The sequence below is a fragment of the Nocardioides alpinus genome (assembly GCF_900112035.1).
GTDB classification, from domain to species: domain Bacteria; phylum Actinomycetota; class Actinomycetes; order Propionibacteriales; family Nocardioidaceae; genus Nocardioides; species Nocardioides alpinus.
The window spans coordinates 1-16,412 of the sequence record NZ_FOKC01000009.1 but is presented as its reverse complement, the minus strand read 5'-3'; the positions used below and the strand labels follow the sequence as shown (position 1 = coordinate 16,412).

Genomic DNA, 16,412 nt, shown 5'->3' with positions numbered 1-16,412 from the left:
TGTCCCTGCCCTCCGGTCGTCGACGCGTCGCTCAGCCGCGGGTGTCGTTGCGGCTGCGGTCGTTGGTCTGGTTCGCGGTCTTGTCGCGGGTCTTGTCGCCGCCGTCACGGGTCCAGTCGCGGGTCTTGTCGCCGCGGCTGTTGTCGCGGTCGCGGCTCACACCGGTGAAGTTGCTGGCGGTGTTGTCGTTGGTGTTGGCGCTCGCCCCGGTCCGCGTGTCACGGGTGTTGTCGTCATCGTCGTCGTCGTTGGTGTCGTCGTCATCGTCGTCGGCGACCAGCACCAGCGAGGGGGTGTCGTCCTCGCGCTTGGCGGCCTCGTCGGCGGCCGAGGAGACGACGGGTGCGGACATGCCGACCAGGCCGATGACGGCCATTCCGGCGATGCTCAGCAGGGCGGTGGGAAGAAGCTTCCTCATCATGGTTCCTCTCGTCGGGGGCCAGCGGCCCCGGTGGATGAGAAGAAGCCTGCAGTCGCGGCGTGAGCCCTCGGTGAGGCGCTGATGAGAGGGCTCTCATGCAGCCGCGGAGGACGAGTCGGAGGGTGCGTCGGGACGGTTTCGAACCGCCGACCGCTCGGGTGTAAACCGAGTGCTCTACCGCTGAGCTACCGACGCGCGCGGCACACACTACGGGACCGCGTCGGGGTGCTGGTCATCGCGGCGGACACCCGATCCACAACCTGAAATGAAATGAGTTGAGCCGCTGGCGTCTCGGGTCACCAGCGGCTCAACAAGGAAAAGATTACACCAGCCCGCAAGGGCCGCAGAGGAATCTGAAATTTCGGGACGCGCGGTCTAGACCGCGACCCACGGAGGCCTCAGGCCACGGCCGCGTGGAGCTCGCGCAGGTGCTCGGAGAGGTCACGACCGTCGGGGTTGGCGTTGTGCACCGCCCACCTCAGGCGTCCCTCGCGATCGACGACGTACGACGATCGCCGCGGGGCCCCCTTGACCTGGTCGAAGACCTCGTAGGCCTGGGACACCGCGCCGTGCGGCCAGAAGTCGGAGAGCAGCGGGAAGTTCAGCCCCTCCGCCTCGGCGAAGCTGCGCAGCGAGTAGATCGGGTCGCACGACAGGGCGAGCACCTCGGTGTCGAAGCTGAGGAACTCGTCGAGCCGGTCACGCACCCCGGCGAGCTCACCGGTGCAGACGCCGGTGAAGGCGAACGGGAAGAACATCAGCGCCACCGCCTTGCGACCGCGGAAGTCGCTGAGCCGCACGTCCTGGCCGAACTGGTCGCGCAGCACGAAGTCGGGCGCCTCGTCGCCGATGCAGAGTCCCTCGCGCGTCATGCGTCGCCCTCGTGCTCGGCCAGCTCACGCTTGAGGACCTTGCCCGTCGCGTTGCGCGGAAGCTCCTGGAGGAACACGATCTCGCGCGGCACCTTGAAGCGGGCGAGGTGGGCCTTCACGTGGTCGCGCAGCTCGTCGGCGGACACCTCGCCGGTGCGCACCACGAAGGCGCGCAACCGCTGGCCGTAGTCGTCGTCGGGCACCCCGATGGCAGCGACCTCCTCGACCTGCTCGTGGGCGACGAGGCAGTCCTCGACCTCCTGCGGGAACACGTTCTCGCCGCCCGAGACGATCATGTCGTCGTCGCGGCCGGCCACGTGCAGGCGCCCGTCGCCGTCGAAGTAGCCCACGTCGCCGGACGACATCAGGCCGCCGACGACCTCCTTGGAACCCCCATTGGTGTAGCCCTCGAAGAGCAGGCCGTTGCCGACGAAGATCCGGCCGGTCTCGCCCCGGGCCAGCTCGTCGCCCGCCTCGTCGAGGATCTTCACGACCGTGCCGTGGGGCGGCTTGCCGGCGGAGGTGGGGTCGGCACGCAGGTCCTCGGGCGTCGCGATCGACGCGTAGGCCACCTCGGTGGAGCCGTAGATGTTGTAGAGGTTGTCGCCGAAGCGGTCCATCCAGGCCTGCGCCAACGTGGCCGGCAGGGCGGAGCCCGACGACGCGACCACCTCGACCCGGTCGAGGTGGATGCCCTCGATCTCGGCGGGGTCCAGCGCCAGCATCCGCTGGAGCATCACCGGGATCACGACCATGGACTGGCACCGCTCGTCCTGGGTGGTCCGGAGCGCGCCCGCCGGGTCGAACGTCCGCCTCAGCACGACCGTGGAGCCCAGCAGCATCGCCAGCGCGAGGTGCGCGAAGCCCCAGGTGTGGAACAGCGGCGCCGCGATGTGCGTACGCCATCCGGCCCGCAGCGGCATCCGCGAGAGCAGCGACACGGCGGCGTCGATGCCTGCCTCCTTGCGGGGCGCTCCCTTCGGGGAGCCGGTGGTGCCGGAGGTGAGGATCACGATGCGGGCGTGGCGGTCGGGTGCCTGCAGGTCGCCCTCGTCGTAGGAGCTGACCAGCTGCTCGAGGGTCTCGCGCTCCCCGGTCGCGCCGTCGCCGTCGCCGTCCGTCCAGGCCAGGATCCGGCGCTCGACGTCGGCGCCCGCCAGCAGGCCGGTGAACTCCTCGTCGTGGATCACCAGGCTGGGCGCCTCACGCTGCAGCACGTCGACGAGCTGGGGACCGGCGAAGGCGGTGTTGAGGTAGAGGATGTCGGCGCCGAGCTTGGCCACCGCGATCGAGGCGTCGATGAAACCGCGGTGGTTGCGGCACATCACCGCGACCGAGTCCCCCTCCCCCACGCCACGCTCGGCGAGCGCCCGGGCCAGCGCGTTGGAGCGGCGGTGGAGCTCGCCCCAGGTCAGCTCACCCAGCTCGTCGATGACGCCCACCTGGTGCGGTGAACGCGCAGCCAGGGTCGCGAAGCCGCCGGCCGGCCCCGTGCCCCACCGATGGACGGTGAGGCCGATGGCGGCCAGCGTCCGGGGGCCGTAGGGCCGGATGACCCCGGCGCGCCCCAGGACGCGGACCGTCGTACCGATGCCGGATGCCCTCGAGACGAGGGTGCCCGCCCAGGTGCTGCCGGTCACGCGGGGGTCTTCGGGGCGACCAGGCGCGTCGCCTGCCACTCCTTGCTGACCGCCGCCGTCGTCGTCTGCGAGAGTCCCGCGATCGGCGCCGCCTCGGCGACGTCCGCTGCGTCGACCGTGCCGGGCCGGCCGACCTTGGGGGTGAGGAGCCAGATCGACCCACCACCCACGAGATCGGTCAACGCATCCACGAGGCCGTCGACGAGATCACCGTCGTCATCACGCCACCACAGCAGCACGGCGTCCACGACATTGCCGTAGTCGCCGTCCACCATGTCGGCATCGATGCAGTCCTCTACCGCGACGCGAAGCTCGTCATCGGTGTCGTTGTCCCAGCCGAGCTCCTGGACCACCATGCCGGGCTTGAGGCCCAGCCGGTCTCCCGTTCCTGTCGCCTGGGCAGAATCGCCCACCGTCGAGCTCACGCGTCGTACCTCCAATGTTCGGTTGCACATAGTCCACCCGAACTGGGCATACGCCGCAACCCCGGCTCGCCCGGTGGGCACCGCAGACGTGTCAACGGGCCACGATTCGGACTACCCATGGGTAGATTTCGCCGCGACGACTCGCGTGACACGATGCACGTGTGAGTGACGCCGAGAAGTCCACGAAGAACCCGGCCAAGGTGTCGGTGATTCACGAAGGACTCCCCACCCAGCTGCCGGACATCGACCCCGACGAGACCCAGGAGTGGCTCGCGTCGTTCGACGCGATGCTCGACGACCGAGGCCGCGACCGTGCCCGCTACGTCATGCTGCGCCTGCTCGAGCGGGCCCGCGAGAAGCAGGTCGGCGTCCCGGCCCTGCGCTCCACCGACTACATCAACACCATCCCGCCCGAGCGCGAGCCGTGGTTCCCCGGCGACGAGGAGGCCGAGCGTCGCATCCGCGCCTTCATCCGCTGGAACGCGGCGGTCATGGTGTCGAGCGCCAACCGCAAGGGCCTCGAGGTGGGTGGGCACATCGCCACCTACCAGTCCTCGGCGAGCCTCTACGAGGTCGGCTTCAACCACTTCTTCCGCGGCAAGGACCACGAGGGCGGCGGCGACCAGCTCTACATCCAGGGCCACGGCTCGCCGGGCGTCTACGCCCGCGCGTTCCTCGAGGGCCGCCTGAGCGAGGAGCAGCTCTACCGCTTCCGCCAGGAGGTCCAGCACGGCAAGGGCGCCGGCCTGCCGTCCTACCCCCACCCGCGCCTGATGCCCGACTTCTGGGAGTTCCCGACCGTGTCGATGGGCCTCACCGCCATCGGCTCGATCTACCAGGCGCGCTTCAACCGCTACCTCGACAACCGCGGCATCAAGGACACCGCCCAGCAGCGCGTGTGGGCCTTCATGGGCGACGGCGAGATGGCCGAGCCCGAGTCGCTCGGCGCGATCCGCGTCGCCGCTCGTGAGGAGCTCGACAACCTCACCTGGGTCATCAACTGCAACCTCCAGCAGCTCGACGGACCGGTCACCGGCAACGGCAAGATCATGCAGGAGCTCGAGTCCAACTTCCGCGGGGCCGGCTGGAACGTCATCAAGGTCGTCTGGGGCCGGGAGTGGGACGCCCTGCTCGCCAAGGACGTCGACGGCGTGCTGGTCAACCGGATGAACTCCACGCCCGACGGCCAGTTCCAGACCTACTCCACCGAGGACGGCGGCTACGTCCGCGAACACTTCTTCGGCGGAGACCCGCGCCTGCGCAAGATGGTCGAGCACATGTCGGACTCGCAGATCGAGAAGCTGCCCCGCGGTGGCCACGACTACCGCAAGGTCTACGCCGCCTTCGACGCCGCGAGCAAGCACACCGGTCAGCCGACCGTGATCCTGGCCCACACCATCAAGGGCTGGACCATCGACGCGCTGGAGGGCAAGAACGCCACCCACCAGATGAAGAAGCTGACCCTCCCGGACCTCAAGAAGTTCCGCGACCGGCTCTACCTGCCGATCAGCGACCGCGACCTCGAGGAGTCCTACGAGAAGACCGGCGGCGCGCCCTTCTACCACCCGGGCGCCGACTCGCCGGAGATCGAGTACATGCTCGAGCGCCGCAAGGCCCTCGGCGGCTCGATCCCCCGCCGGGTCAACCGGGCCACCGCACTCAAGCTGCCCGGCGACGAGCTCTACGCCGAGCTCAAGCAGGGTTCGGGCAAGAACAAGTTCGCCACCACGATGGCCGTCGTCCGCCTGCTCCGCGACTGGATGAAGGACCCGGAGATCGGCGAGCGCCTCGTGCCGATCGCACCCGACGAGTACCGCACCTTCGGCATGGACTCGATGTTCCCGAGCGCCAAGGTCTACAACCCCGGCGGCCAGCAGTACGAGTCGGTCGACCGCAAGATGCTGCTCTCCTACAAGGAGTCCGCGCAGGGCCAGATGCTCCACGAGGGCATCTCCGAGGCGGGCGCGATGGCGTCGGCGACGGCGGCCGGGTCGACCTACACCACGCACGGCGTGCACATGATCCCGTTCTACATCTTCTACTCGATGTTCGGGTTCCAGCGCACGGGTGACTCGATCTGGGCGATGGCCGACCAGCTGGCGCGCGGCTTCCTCATCGGCGCCACCGCCGGTCGTACGACGCTGACGGGCGAGGGCCTGCAGCACGCCGACGGCCACTCGCCGCTGCTCGCTGCGACCAACCCGGCGGTCGTCCACTACGACCCCGCGTTCTCCTACGAGATCAGCCACATCATGCAGAACGGCCTCGAGCGGATGTACGGCACCGGGGGCGAGAACGGCGATGGCGAGAACGTCATCTTCTACCTCACCGTCTACAACGAGCCCGTCTCCATGCCGGCCGAGCCGTCCGACGTGGACGTCGAGGGCATCCTCAAGGGCATCCACCGCGTCTCGGTCGCCGACGGCGAGGGTCCGCGCGTGCAGCTGCTGGCCTCCGGCGTCGGGTTCCCGTGGGTCAAGGAGGCCGCCCGCCTCCTGGCCGAGGAGTGGGGCGTGCAGTCCGACCTCTGGTCCGTCACGTCGTGGAACGAGCTGGCCCGCGACGGTGCCGCCGCCGAGCAGTGGAACCTGCTCAACCCCGGCGAGCAGCCGCGCTCGGCCTACGTCCGCGACAAGCTCGCCGGTGCGCAGGGTCCGGTCGTGGCGGTGTCCGACTACATGCGGGCCGTCCCGCTGCAGATCGCCCGCTGGGTGCCGGGCGACTACCGCGTGCTCGGCGCCGACGGGTTCGGCTTCGCCGACACCCGACCGGCCGCCCGCCGCTTCTTCCACATCGACGCGCAGAGCGTCGTCGTCCAGGCCCTCCAGGCCCTGGCCGACGCCGGCGAGCTCCCGGTCGAGAAGGCCGTCGAGGCCGCCCAGCGCTACCGCATCGACGACCCGACCGCGGTCAAGGACATCAAGCAGGAAGGTGGCGACGCCTGAGGGCGTCGGGTTGAGCAAGCCCGCGGCTGAACCTGCGAAGCCGCGACGGCGTGTCGAAACCAGCCTGTCGAATCCAGCCTCACGGAGTCGTTGCCCGGAGGCTAGGCGCCCGCTGCGCGTCGTACGGCCCGCAGCGGGGCCACGGGTGACCGGCCGGCCTCGGCCTGCGCCAGCACCGCGTCCGCCCCGTCGTCCAGCAGCTCGCGCCAGCGCTCACGGTCGTACTGCGCCGGTTCGGTCGTGCGGATGAAGTCGCGCACGATCTTCACGAACCGCTCGGGGTGGTCCTTGTGGGGGAAGTGGCCGGCGTTGGGGATGATCTCGACGCGCGCGGTCGGCGCCAGCGCGCTGGCGTTGCTGGCGTGGGCGACCGGGATCACCAGGTCGTCGGCACCCCACACGACGCAGATCGGCATCGCCTCGGTCAGGTAGGCCCGATCGGCCATGGTGACGATCTGCCCCTTCCAGTCCACAACCGCACGGACGACGTGGCGGATGGCGGCGCGGGTGCGCGGGTCCTTGAAGGAGTCGTAGATGTCGGCGACCTCGTCGAGGTCGCGCAGCTGGGTCACCCCGGTGCGTGACAGCACGCGCATCGCGGCGGTGGTCGCGTGGCGCAGCCCGGGGACCGAGAGCACCCCCATGATCTGGTGGAAGCCGGGGGTGGTGATCGCGCGGATCGCCGGCGTGACGTCGGGACCGAGCCCACCGGAGCCCACCAGGACGAGGCGCTCGGTCCGCTCGGGGTACTGGTAGGCGAACTGCATCGCCACTCCCCCGCCGAAGCTGTGACCGACGACGGTCGCGCTGTCGATGCCCAGAACGGTGAGCAGGTCGCGCATCCCGTTGGCGTATCCGCCGACGCTGTAGTCCGCCCGCGGCTTGTCCGACTGACCGTGCCCCAGCAGGTCGGGCGCGATCACGGTGTGGGTGCGCGCCAGTGACTCGATCACCGGGTTCCAGGTCGTGTGGTCGCAGGCCAGGCCGTGGAGCAGCAGGACGACCGGGCCCGACCCCATCCGCACGTACGCGCGCCGGTGCCCGTGCACCGTGACGTACCGGACGTGCGGGCTGCTGCGACGAGCCACTCGGCCTCCTGGATCAGGACAGGTTCCGGATTCAACCAGAACCCCGTTGGCCTCCGGTTGGCACGCCTCCCGACGATGCCAAGTCGTGACCTCTCCCTCGTCACCGGACGTTCACCCGGCCTTCGTGGGAATCCCACTACGGGCGTCACCGCACTAGAGTCAGGCCATGCCCCCCTCCCGACGCCGCGCGGCAGAGGCGCTGCGCAACTCGTCCGGGGTGCTCAGCACGGCCGCGACCGGCCGCATGTCGACCGACCTGCCCTGGTTCGACGACCTGAGCGCGGAGGACCGCTCGTGGGTGGGCCTGATCGTGCAGGCGGGCATCCGCGGCTTCGTGGAGTGGTACGACGTCGAGGTGGACGCCTCGGTCCACGACCCCCTCGACGTGGTGGTCTTCGGCGCCGCGCCGCGCGAGCTGACCGGCGTCATCTCGCTGCAGCAGACCGTGGAGCTGGTGCGGCTCAGCATCCGGGTCGTGGAGACCAACATCGACGCGCTGATCGACCCGCAGGACGTCGGCGAGGTCCACGACGCGGTCCTGCTCTATGCCCGCGAGGTCGCCTTCGCCACCGCCGCGGTCTACGCCCGCGCCGCCGAGTCCCGGGGTGCCTGGGACGCCCGCCTCGAGGCGCTCGTCGTCGACGCGGTCGTCCGCGCCGAGGCCGACGAGACCGTCCTGTCGAGGGCGAGTGCGCTCGGCTGGGGCGCGCACGGCGACGTCGCCGTGGTGCTGGGCGCCGTGCCTCCCCACCGCGCCGAGCTCGACGTCTTCGAGTCCGTACGCCGTTCGGCGCGCGCCGGAGACATGGATGCACTCTGCGCCACCCAGGGCGATCGGCTGGTCGTCGTGCTCGGCGGGGTGAGCGACCCGCTCAAGGCCGCGACCCGGCTCCTCGACCACTTCGGCGACGGACCGGTGGTCGTCGGCCCCGTCACCGCCGACCTCGCCCACGCCAGTGCCTCGGCACGTGCGGCACTCTCGGCCCACCGCGCCGCCAGCGGCTGGCCCGACGCACCCCGCCCGGTGGCCAGCCGCGACCTCCTGCCGGAGCGCGCGCTGGCCGGCGACGGCCACGCACGCCGCCACCTGGTCGACGAGGTCTACCTCCCCCTGATGGCCTCCCGCGGCACCCTCCTCGAGACCCTCGGTGCCTGGTTCGAGCACGGCTCGTCCATCGAGGGCACGGCCCGCGCCCTCTTCGTGCACCCCAACACGGTGCGCTACCGCCTGCGTCAGATCTCCGAGCTCACCGGCTGGTCGCCGACCCGGCCACGCGAGGCGTTCGCACTCCAGCTGGCGCTCATCCTCGGCCGTCAGTCGGGCCGCACCGAATTGTAGGAAACCTACAAGGTTTACCGGGTGAGTTTCGTCGGCGTCGGACCCGCGGCGGTGCCTCCTGACCCGTCAGAGTGGTCACGTGCTCGTCATCGTCGCCCCTGGTCAAGGGGCCCAGACCCCCGGATTCCTCACGCCCTGGCTGGAGGACCCGACCTTCGCCGCGCGCTTCGACTGGCTGGCCACCGTCGCCGGCATCGACCTGGCCCACTACGGCACCCAGGCCGATGCCGAGACGATCCGCGACACCAAGATCGCCCAGCCCCTGCTGGTCGCCACCGGCCTCATCGCCGCGCTCGACGTCTTCCCGCACCCCGCCGACACCTTCTCGCGCATCGGTGCCGTCGCGGGCCACAGCGTGGGGGAGCTGACCGCAGCGGCCGGCGCCCGCGCGATCACCGCCGAGCAGGCGATGGTGCTGGTCCGGGAGCGCGGCAACGCGATGGCCGAGGCCGCTGCGACCACCGCGACCGGAATGACCGCAGTGCTGGGGGGTGAGCGCGAGGAGGTGCTCGCCACGATTGAGCGCCACGGGCTGACCCCCGCCAACGACAACGGGGCCGGCCAGGTGGTGGCCGCCGGCACGATGGAGCAGCTCGCTGCGTTCGCGGAGGACCCGCCGGCCAAGGCACGGCTGATGCCGTTGAGCGTCGCCGGTGCCTTCCACACCTCCCACATGGCCCCTGCGGTCGACCGGATGTCCTCGCTGGCCCGGTCGGTCTCCACCCACGACCCGCGCACCCCGCTCATCTCCAACCGGGACGGTCAGGTCGTGCACGACGGCCGGGAGGTCCTGCGCCGCATCGTCGGTCAGATCGCCAACCCCGTTCGCTGGGACCTCTGCATGGAGACGATGAGCGACCTCGGCGTGACCGGCATCCTGGAGATGCCTCCGGCCGGCACGCTCACCGGCATCGCCAAGCGCGCGCTCAAGGGCGTCGAGACCTTTGCGCTCAAGACCCCCGACCAGCTCGACGCAGCCCGCGACTTCTGCGACAAGCACGGCGAGGCCTCGCAGATCGAGACCACCCCCACCTGGCGGATGGTGGTCTCCCCCGCCAAGGGCACGTTCCACATCTCCACCGAGGCCGCCGACCTCGACCTGCTCGCACCCGGCGCCGTCATCGGTGCCGTCGCCAGCCTGCGGGACCGCACCGACATCACCGCTGCCCACGGGGGCTCGGTGGTCGAGTGGCTCGTCGAGGACGGCGACCTCGTCTCCCCCGGCCAACCCCTGCTCCGACTGCACCCGGAGGGGACCCCCTCATGACCAGCCTCACCACCACCACGGGCTCGCCGCACGCGGCCATCCTGGGCGTCGGCGCCTACCGGCCCGTCCGACTCGTCCCCAACGCCGACGTCGTCGACGCGATCGCCTCCAGCGACGAGTGGATCCAGCAGCGCTCGGGCATCAAGACCCGCCGGTGGGCCGGCCCGGACGAGACCGTCCAGATGATGTCGGTCGAGGCGTCCAGGATCGCCATCGAGCGGGCCGGCCTCGAGGCCGGCCAGATCGACTGCGTCGTCGTCGCCACGGTCAGCCACCTGCTCCAGACCCCCGCCGTCGCCACCGCGATCGCCCACGAGCTCGGCACCGACCACGCCGCGGCGTTCGACATCTCCGCCGCGTGCTCGGGGTTCTGCCACGGCATCGCGCTCGCCTCCGACATCGTGCGCGCCGGCAGCGCCCGCTACGTCCTGGTCGTCGGCGTCGAGCGCCTCACCGACATCCTCGACCTCACCGATCGCGGCACCGCCTTCATCTTCGCCGACGGTGCCGGCGCCGCCGTCGTCGGTCCGAGCGACACCCCCGGCATCGGACCGGTGGTGTGGGGCTCGGACGGTGAGCAGTTCGACCTCATCCGGCAGCGTGAGGACTGGCGCGACGTGGTCGGCAGTCCCGAGGTGCCCGGCAGCGGCGTGATGCCGCACCTGACCATGCAGGGCAACCCGGTCTTCCGCTGGGCGTCCTTCGCGATGGCCAAGATCGGCCAGCAGGCCCTGGACGCCGCCGGCGTCACCCTCGACGACCTCGACGTCTTCGTGCCCCACCAGGCCAACATGCGCATCATCGACGCGATGGCGCGGTCCATGAAGCTGCCCAGCACGGTACGCATCGCCCGCGACGTCGCCGACCAGGGCAACAGCTCCGCCGCGTCGGTCCCGCTCGCGCTCGACCGGATGATGGCCGAGGGCGAGGCCCGGTCCGGCGACACGGCCCTGCTCATCGCGTTCGGCGCCGGACTGTCCTACGCCGCCCAGGTCGTCACCGTCCCCTAGCCCGCTCCACCTACGCTTCACCACCAGACCACCCCAAGCAGCACACCCAAGAAGAAGGGAAGGCCCATGGCCACCACCGAAGAAATCCGCGCGGACCTCGCCGACATCGTCAACGAGGTCGCCGGCGTCGACGCCGACGACGTCCAGCTGGACAAGTCCTTCGTGGACGACCTCGACGTCGACTCGCTCTCCATGGTCGAGGTCGTCGTGGCCGCCGAGGAGAAGTTCGGCGTGACCATCCCGGACGACGAGGTCAAGAACCTCAAGACCGTCGGCGACGCCGTCGCCTTCATCGAGCGTTCGCAGGGCTGAGTCCCGCACACGTCACGGGTGGCCTGCTGAGCGCCGGCCACCCGTGACCAGCCCCACCCCACCCTCACGAGAACGGAACCACCCTGATGCCCTCGACCCGCGTAGTCGTCACCGGCCTCGGCACCACGTCCCCCGTCGGTGGGGACGTCCCCACCACGTGGCAGGCGCTGCTCGCCGGCACCTCCGGCATCAGGCACCTCACCGACGACTGGGTCGACCAGCTCCCGGTGAAGATCGGTGGCCGCGTGGCCGTCGAGCCCTCGGAGATCCTCGACCGGGTCAAGGCCCGTCGCCTCGACCGCTCCAGCCAGTTCGCCATGGTCGCCGCCGACCAGGCTTGGGCCGACTCCGGCCTCGAGGGCTCCGGCCTCGAGCCCGAACGCCTCGGCGTGTGCCTCGCCTCGGGCATCGGTGGTGTCACCACCCTGCTCGCCAACTACGACACGCTGCTCGAGAAGGGCGCCCGCCGGGTGTCCCCCCTCGCCGTGCCGATGCTCATGCCCAACGCCCCGGCTGCCAACGTCAGCCTCAAGTACGGAGCCCGCGCCGCTGTCCACGCGCCCACGTCGGCCTGCGCCTCGGGCAACGAGGCCATCGCGATGGCCATCGACCTGATCCGCCTGGGTCGTGCCGACGTCGTGATCGCCGGTGGCACCGAGGCCGCGATCCACCCGCTCCCGATGGCCGCGTTCGCCAACATGATGGCGCTGTCCAAGACCGGCAGCGAGGACGGCGGCGACCCGACCACCGTCTCCCGCCCGTGGGACACCGGCCGCGACGGCTTCGTCCTCGGCGAGGGTGGCTCCGTGCTGATCCTCGAGTCCGAGGAGCACGCCCGCGCCCGTGGCGCCACGATCTACGCCCAGGTGCTCGGCGCCGGCATCAGCAACGACGCCCACGACATCGCCCAGCCCGACCCCGAGGGTCGCGGCGGCACCCGCGCGATCAAGATGGCGCTCCGCGAGGGCGACGTCGATCCCGCGACGGTCGTCCACGTCAACGCCCACGCCACCTCGACGCCCAAGGGCGACATCGCCGAGGGTCTGATGCTGCACGCCGTCCTCGGCGAGCACGTCGACCGCTGTGTCGTCACCAGCACCAAGTCGATGACCGGTCACCTCCTCGGCGGCGCCGGGGCCCTCGAGGCCATCGCCACCGTCATGGCGCTGCGCGACCGGGTCAGCCCGCCGACGATCAACCTCGACCACCTGGACCCCGAGGTCGACCTCGACATCCCGACGTCGCGACGTGACCTCCCGCAGGGCGACATCGTGGGGCTCAACAACTCCTTCGGCTTCGGTGGCGCCAACGTCGCCGTCGCCTTCGGGAGCGTCTGAGACACCTCGCGGAGTTCTCCCGCTCCCCCGCTTCGCCCCTCCGTGGAACAGCTCCGCGGGGACCCCGGAAGGACCACCCATGACCGCGACCGCCGTCAAGCCCGTCAAGCTGCCGCGTGAGGAGGACCCTCGCAACCCGGTGCTCCGCCTGACCGCGCTGCTCGACGAGGGCACCCTCGAGCTGATCACCGCCGACGACGACTCGGGCATGCTCGCCGCAGTCGGTCGGGTGGACGGCACGTCCGTGGTCGCCTTCTGCAGCGACGCCACCGTGATGGGTGGCGCGATGGGTGACGTCGGCTGCCGCGTCGTCGTCGACGCCTACCACCGCGCCATCACCGACGGCGTGCCGATCATCGGCCTCTGGCACTCCGGCGGTGCCCGGCTCGCCGAGGGAGTGCTGTCCCTCCACGCCGTCGGCCGGATCTTCCAGGTGATGACCCAGGCCTCCGGTGTCATCCCGCAGATCTCCGTCGTCCTCGGCCCCGCAGCCGGCGGAGCCGCCTACGGTCCGGCGCTGACCGACTGCGTCATCCTCGGTCCCGAGGGTCGCATCTTCGTGACCGGTCCCGACGTCGTCCGCTCCGTCACCGGCGAGGACGTCGACATGCTGCGACTCGGTGGCCCCGAGCCGCACGGCCGTCGCTCGGGCGTCGTCCACATCCTCACCGACTCCGAGCGCGACGCCCTCGACAAGGCCCGGACCGTCGCCTCGCTCCTCGGGTCGCAGGGCAGCCTCGCCGCCGACGAGGTGGAGGACCGCGACCTCGGCGCACTGCTGCCCGAGTCCAAGAAGCGTGCCTACGACGTGCACCCGCTCGTCGACGGCGTGCTCGACGAGGGCACCATGCAGGAGCTGCACGCCCGCTGGGCCCCCAACATCGTCACTGCCCTGGGTCGCTTCGGAGGCCGCACCGTCGGCGTCGTGGCCAACAACCCACTGAGGCTCGGCGGCTGCCTCGACTCGCTGTCCGCGGAGAAGGCGTCCCGCTTCGTCCGGATGTGTGACGCCTTCGGCGTACCGCTGATCGTCCTCGTCGACGTGCCGGGCTACCTCCCGGGTGTCGGCCAGGAGTGGGACGGCGTCGTACGCCGCGGCGCCAAGCTGCTGCACGCGTTCGGCGAGTGCGTGGTGCCGCGGGTGACCCTGGTGACCCGCAAGACCTACGGCGGCGCCTACATCGCCATGAATGCACGCTCCCTCGGCGCCACCCGCGTCTTCGCGTGGCCCGGAGCCGAGGTCGCCGTGATGGGCGCCGTGGCAGCCATCCGCGTGCTCCACCGACGCAGGCTCGCCGAGGTCTCACCCGAGATCCGCCCCCAGGTCGAGGCCGAGCTCGCCGCCGAGCACGAGCGGATCGCCGGGGGTGTGGACAAGGCCGTCGAGATCGGCGTCGTCGACGAGGTGGTCGAGCCGACCCGCACCCGCAGCGCCATCGCCGAGGGGATGCGCCACGAGATCGACACCGTCGGCGTACGACGCGGCCGGCACGGCAACATCCCGCTCTGAGCCGACCAGCCCCTGATTGCTCCGTGCGGGGAGGCTGGCTCAGACCACCTGGTGCAACCAGCGCACCGGCGCCCCGTCGCCGGCGTGCCGGAAGGTCTCCAGCTCGTCGTCCCACGGCTTGCCCAGCAGCTGGTCGATCTCGAGCAGCAACGTCGTGTCACCCAGCGCGGCCTTCACCACGGCGGCCTTGAGCCGGTCCTCGGGGATCAGGATGTCGCCGTGCGGTCCGGTGATGGCGTGGAAGATGCCCAGGTCAGGGGTGCACGAGAAGCGGGTGCCCTCCGTGGAGCTGGTCGGCTCCTCGGTGATCTCGAAGCGCAGGTGGTTCCACCCGCGCAGGCCCGACGCCACGGCGGCGGCCGTGCCTGCGACGCCGCTCCACGACAGCTCAGCGCGGTACGACCCCGGCTGGGCAGGCTGCGGCGTCCAGTCGAGCGAGACGGCAACTCCGAGGACTCCGCCCACGGCCCACTCGATGTGAGGGCAGAGGGCAGAGGGAGCAGAGTGCACGTAGAGAATGCCCCGCGTCCCCGGACCGTCCGGGCGGGAAGCAATGCGTGTGGTCACCACGACCTCCTTGAGTTCCGACGCTCCAGATGCGCCTTCCCCAGCGGTCTGTCGTCGTTGCTCAACGCGAGTCGAGTGACACGTATGTGATTAGTGGCTCCATTGTGACCCATGGGGCGCCCGAACGCCAGCGCGACGGGCCCTTCCGGGTCAGGACTGCTTGCGCTCCAGCAGGTCGGCGCGCTCAGCGGCGTCCGTCAGCTCCTCGGAGTCGATGGCGTGCGTGCGGTGGAACCACGCCAGGGCGTCCGACTCACGTCCAGCAGACTCGAGGGTGTCGGCGTACGCGTAGCGCAGGCGCACCGCCCAGGCCGACCGGCTCTTGGAGTTCAGCGGGGCGAGCTCGAGCGTCCGCAGGGCCGCATCCAGCTGACCCATGTCGCGCCGGGCACCGGCCTCGACCAGCGTCATCTCTGCCTTCGCCTCGGTGCTGAAGTTGGAGACCGACGGGCTCTTGGCCAGCTTGATCGCCTGCTCGGGGTTGCCGAGCGCACGGTGGCAGTCCGCCATGATGGGCAGGTAGTCGGTGGCGCCGTTCATCCGCTTCGCGGCACGGAGCTCGGCCAGCGCCTCGGCGTAGTGGCCGGCTGCGTACGCGGCTTCACCGGTCGCCTCGCGGACCACTGCCAGGCGCGACGCCCGGGCGCGGGCGGCCAGCGTGTGCTGGTAGGCCGTCTCCGGGTCCTCGTCGATCAGTACACCGGCGGCCGCGAGGTGACGCGCGACCCGGGCGGCCAGCTTCTCGGGCAGGCCCTTGAGCTGGGCGCGGACACCGCGATCGAGCTCGGCGCCCGTGATGTCCTCGGGCAGCTCCGGGCCGTCGTACTCCGCCTGGCTCGCCGTACGGGGCTGCTGCTCCTCGCCGCGGCCACGAAAGCCACGCTCCTGGGAGCCGGACTTGGAGCCCGGACCGCCCTTCCCGCCCTGGTAGCCGCCTCGCGAGGGTGCACCCTTGCCTCGCGGCTGGTCATCGCGCGAACCGCGACCACGGGAGTCGCCCGAGGGCGCCCCACCGCGCGAGTCGCCACGGGAGGTTCCGCGCGCGTCACCTCGGGAGTCGCTGCCGCGCGAGCCCGACGAGCCCCCACGTGAGGGAGCACCGCTCCGGCCACTGGCCGAGCTGCCTCGTCCCGCGCTGGAGCCACCTCGTGCCGGACGCTGTCCTCGACGGTCCTCGGCCACAGCCGCACTTCCCTTCTTGACGCTTCGGCCCCGTGATGAGGCCACGGTACTCACTCGTGCCGTGAAATAACGCAGAGGCCACCAGATATCTGGTGGCCTCTGCCCAATGTATGTCCGGCGGCGTCCTACTCTCCCACAACCTCTCGGTTGCAGTACCATCGGCGCTGAAAGGCTTAACTTCCGGGTTCGGTATGGGACCGGGTGTTTCCCGTTTCGCTATGGCCGCCGTAACTCTTTCAACCACTACACATCTGCCTCGCCCCCGGGTGTTGCTCGGGGGTTGGGTGTGTTGGTTGGGAACTGCTTAGTGGACGCGAACAACAGATAGATCTTGTCTGTGTGGGTGTTCGTTACGTATGCGCGTTGTACAAGGAGACTTCAAGCATGGGTGCTTGTGTGGTTTTGTACGGTGTTGGGACAAGCCCTCGGCCTATTAGTACCGGTCGGCTGGGCATTGCTGCTGTACACCTCCGGCCTATCAACCCCATGTTCTGTGG

The 16,412-nt window shown here is 70.5% G+C and carries 14 protein-coding genes, 1 tRNA gene and 1 rRNA gene; 7 read left to right on the top strand and 9 right to left on the bottom strand.

Features of this window, described 5'->3' with window-relative positions; translation table 11 throughout:
- Nucleotides 1–31: 31 nt before the first annotated feature.
- The 5 genes from BM127_RS16350 to BM127_RS16330 form a co-directional block, all read right to left on the bottom strand.
- Entirely contained in the window at nt 32–418 is a 387-nt protein-coding gene (locus tag BM127_RS16350) for a hypothetical protein (RefSeq protein WP_139227760.1), read from the bottom strand.
- A 126-nt stretch (nt 419–544) separates the two neighbouring features.
- Nucleotides 545–616 (bottom strand) — tRNA-Val (locus BM127_RS16345).
- 203 nt (nt 617–819) lie between these two features.
- Nucleotides 820–1,293: a peroxiredoxin gene (locus BM127_RS16340; protein WP_091200210.1), complete on the bottom strand. Its 474-nt coding sequence runs from the start codon at nt 1,291–1,293 to the stop codon at nt 820–822.
- Nucleotides 1,290–2,933 carry an AMP-binding protein gene (locus BM127_RS16335; RefSeq protein ID WP_091200208.1) on the bottom strand — a complete coding sequence of 548 codons (1,644 nt, stop codon included), beginning with the start codon at nt 2,931–2,933 and terminating at the stop codon, nt 1,290–1,292. The genes BM127_RS16340 and BM127_RS16335 overlap by 4 nt, the downstream gene beginning before the upstream one ends.
- Nucleotides 2,930–3,358, bottom strand: coding sequence for a DUF3052 domain-containing protein (locus BM127_RS16330; protein ID WP_269800900.1), 429 nt, complete (start codon nt 3,356–3,358; stop codon nt 2,930–2,932). Before BM127_RS16330 ends, BM127_RS16335 begins: the two co-directional genes overlap by 4 nt.
- 161 nt (nt 3,359–3,519) lie before the next feature.
- On the opposite strand from BM127_RS16330, the gene aceE reads away from it, so the two are divergent.
- Complete coding sequence (gene aceE / locus BM127_RS16325) at nt 3,520–6,303, top strand: pyruvate dehydrogenase (acetyl-transferring), homodimeric type (protein WP_198554366.1); 2,784 nt, start codon at nt 3,520–3,522, stop codon at nt 6,301–6,303.
- A gap of 101 nt (nt 6,304–6,404) precedes the next feature.
- Here the strand turns inward: aceE and BM127_RS16320 are convergent, their stop codons facing one another.
- Nucleotides 6,405–7,391, bottom strand: coding sequence for an alpha/beta fold hydrolase (locus BM127_RS16320; RefSeq protein WP_231263236.1), 987 nt, complete (start codon nt 7,389–7,391; stop codon nt 6,405–6,407).
- A gap of 166 nt (nt 7,392–7,557) precedes the next feature.
- On the opposite strand from BM127_RS16320, the gene BM127_RS16315 reads away from it, so the two are divergent.
- From BM127_RS16315 to BM127_RS16290, 6 genes are all read left to right on the top strand, one after another.
- Nucleotides 7,558–8,730, top strand: coding sequence for a PucR family transcriptional regulator (locus tag BM127_RS16315; RefSeq protein ID WP_091200204.1), 1,173 nt, complete (start codon nt 7,558–7,560; stop codon nt 8,728–8,730).
- A gap of 79 nt (nt 8,731–8,809) precedes the next feature.
- Complete coding sequence (locus BM127_RS16310; RefSeq protein ID WP_091200202.1) at nt 8,810–9,997, top strand: acyltransferase domain-containing protein; 1,188 nt, start codon at nt 8,810–8,812, stop codon at nt 9,995–9,997.
- Nucleotides 9,994–11,007, top strand: coding sequence for a beta-ketoacyl-ACP synthase III (locus tag BM127_RS16305; protein ID WP_091200200.1), 1,014 nt, complete (start codon nt 9,994–9,996; stop codon nt 11,005–11,007). Before BM127_RS16310 ends, BM127_RS16305 begins: the two co-directional genes overlap by 4 nt.
- Before the next feature lie 66 nt (nt 11,008–11,073).
- Nucleotides 11,074–11,319, top strand: a complete 246-nt coding sequence (locus tag BM127_RS16300) for an acyl carrier protein (RefSeq protein ID WP_056599877.1) — start codon at nt 11,074–11,076, stop codon at nt 11,317–11,319.
- 86 nt (nt 11,320–11,405) lie between these two features.
- Complete coding sequence (locus BM127_RS16295; protein ID WP_175507427.1) at nt 11,406–12,656, top strand: beta-ketoacyl-[acyl-carrier-protein] synthase family protein; 1,251 nt, start codon at nt 11,406–11,408, stop codon at nt 12,654–12,656.
- A 79-nt stretch (nt 12,657–12,735) separates the two neighbouring features.
- Nucleotides 12,736–14,166: an acyl-CoA carboxylase subunit beta gene (locus BM127_RS16290; RefSeq protein ID WP_091200197.1), complete on the top strand. Its 1,431-nt coding sequence runs from the start codon at nt 12,736–12,738 to the stop codon at nt 14,164–14,166.
- Between the two features lie 39 nt (nt 14,167–14,205).
- On the opposite strand, the gene BM127_RS16285 is transcribed toward BM127_RS16290, so the two are convergent.
- The 3 genes from BM127_RS16285 to rrf all read right to left on the bottom strand — a co-directional run bounded on the left by BM127_RS16285 (nt 14,206) and on the right by rrf (nt 16,145).
- Complete coding sequence (locus BM127_RS16285) at nt 14,206–14,733, bottom strand: DUF3145 domain-containing protein (RefSeq protein WP_443678020.1); 528 nt, start codon at nt 14,731–14,733, stop codon at nt 14,206–14,208.
- Nucleotides 14,734–14,883: 150 nt separating this feature from the next.
- Complete coding sequence (locus BM127_RS16280) at nt 14,884–15,915, bottom strand: hypothetical protein (protein ID WP_091200195.1); 1,032 nt, start codon at nt 15,913–15,915, stop codon at nt 14,884–14,886.
- A 112-nt stretch (nt 15,916–16,027) separates the two neighbouring features.
- A 5S ribosomal RNA gene (gene rrf / locus BM127_RS16275) occupies nt 16,028–16,145 on the bottom strand.
- Between the last annotated feature and the right edge of the window lie 267 nt (nt 16,146–16,412).

Coding starts and splice junctions, on each gene's coding strand:
- BM127_RS16350 (WP_139227760.1), bottom strand. CDS start 418: ATGAGGAAGCTTCTTCCCACCGCCCTGCTGAGCATCGCCGGAATGGCC.
- BM127_RS16340 (WP_091200210.1), bottom strand. CDS start 1,293: ATGACGCGCGAGGGACTCTGCATCGGCGACGAGGCGCCCGACTTCGTG.
- BM127_RS16315 (WP_091200204.1), top strand. CDS start 7,558: ATGCCCCCCTCCCGACGCCGCGCGGCAGAGGCGCTGCGCAACTCGTCC.
- BM127_RS16305 (WP_091200200.1), top strand. CDS start 9,994: ATGACCAGCCTCACCACCACCACGGGCTCGCCGCACGCGGCCATCCTG.
- BM127_RS16300 (WP_056599877.1), top strand. CDS start 11,074: ATGGCCACCACCGAAGAAATCCGCGCGGACCTCGCCGACATCGTCAAC.
- BM127_RS16295 (WP_175507427.1), top strand. CDS start 11,406: ATGCCCTCGACCCGCGTAGTCGTCACCGGCCTCGGCACCACGTCCCCC.
- BM127_RS16290 (WP_091200197.1), top strand. CDS start 12,736: ATGACCGCGACCGCCGTCAAGCCCGTCAAGCTGCCGCGTGAGGAGGAC.